Annotated in this window: 1 protein-coding gene; it reads right to left on the bottom strand. The window is 61.2% G+C overall.

Annotation, left to right across the window (positions count from 1 at the left end):
* Positions 1 to 104: 104 nt before the first annotated feature.
* The gene (locus FDN03_RS15330; RefSeq protein WP_138178467.1) at positions 105 to 1,412 is read right to left on the bottom strand and encodes an ISL3 family transposase; all 1,308 of its coding nucleotides are present in this window, start codon (positions 1,410 to 1,412) and stop codon (positions 105 to 107) included.
* Positions 1,413 to 1,545 lie beyond the last annotated feature (133 nt).

The following is a 1,545-nucleotide window of genomic DNA, read 5'->3' as shown; positions in this document are numbered from 1 at the left end:
AGCTCCAGCCCTGGCTCAGCCAGAACACACCTAGGCGAAACCGAACACCGGCCTGTCGACGCATCAGCAGAGCTCGTCGACAGGCCGTAGTGTTTTCGGGCTCTTCACAATCCAGGGTGTAAAACGGGTCTGAACCCGCCAGATTCCAAGAGCGAACGGGCAATATAATTCGCTAGGCTCCGGAACCCCAGAGCGCTGCCGCGCAGGTGTTCCAACCTCCCATTGATCGCTTCGGTGGGGCCGTTCGAGGTGCCTGCCCGGTCAAAGTAAGCCAGGATATCCCCGGCCCGGCGCTTCAGGGTGCGGCCCAGGGACGCCAGTTCGGGCAGCCCGGTAGGAATTTTTGCTTTGATCAGCTCGATGACCTGCTCCATCGACCACCTGCCGATGCTCTTCTCCTTTTGCCGGTACGCGTCCACGATGCGCTGATAGATGTTCCAGGTGAACTGCACCGGCTCGTGCTGCTGATCAGCAAATAAGGCATCAAGGCGTTCAATCTGCTTCTCAGTCAGCAAACCATCCCCGGTCAACAGCGTGCGCCGCGCCGTATAGAGCGGATCACCCTTGCGGCCACGGTGACCACGGGTGTCTTGCTGCACCCGTTGACGGCACTTATCCAATGCTTCGGAAGCCAAGCGCACCACATGGAAGGGATCCATCACTTCTACCGCGTCCGGGAGTTCCTCGGCCGCGGCGGTTTTGAAGCCGCTGAAACCGTCCATTGCCACCACTTCAATCCCGTCCCGCCATTCTTGGGGACGGTTCGCGAGCCAGGACTTGAACACGGCCTTGGAGCGGCCTTGGACCATGTCCAGCAGCCGGGCCGGGCCAGCACCTTCGGTGACCGGGGTCAGGTCAATGATCACGGTGACGTATTTGCCTCCAGCACGGGTGTGGCGCCATACGTGCTCGTCCACCCCAATGACTTTTACTGCGTTGAACCGTTCAGGCTTGTTGATCAGCACTCGTTGCCCCTGACCCAACACCGCGTCATTAGCGGTATTCCAGGACACGCCCAGCCCCTCAGCAACCCGGGCCATGGACAAGTGCTGACACACGATCCCGGTCAGCGCCCAACCCAACCCGCCACGAGAAATCTTCGCCCGGGGCTCGGCAGCCTGGCTGGTGTCCTGACGCCACACAGTACCGCAGTCAGCACACCGGTACCGGCGCACCCGGATCACCAGCGTGGTCGGCCGCCAGCCGACTGGCTCATGCGCCAGCCGGCGCACCACGGTGCCACGAGGCGTTCCGGGCTGCCCGCAGTTACGGCACCACGGATCCGCTTCGGTGACCTTGCATAGGATCTCGGCACGTTCAGGCAACAACCGCTGACCGCAGGCTGTCAGGCCCAGCTCGTCCAGCCGGCAGAACGTGGTCAGATCCGGGGCGGTAAAGGTAGTATGAGACAACGTCGAGGTCTTTCAAGAAGGTTGTGTAGGAACTTCCATTCTTGTGAAGACCTCGACTTTTTACTGCCCTACGACACGCCCCGAAATCAGCTCAGCGGCAGTGCTGCCCTACACCCTCAATTGCGAAGAGCCT

The organism is Glutamicibacter sp. V16R2B1, assembly GCF_005774635.1.
Classification (GTDB): Bacteria; Actinomycetota; Actinomycetes; order Actinomycetales; family Micrococcaceae; genus Glutamicibacter; species Glutamicibacter creatinolyticus.
Note: the sequence above shows the minus strand (reverse complement) of the source record. Positions and strands in the feature narration are given on the sequence as shown.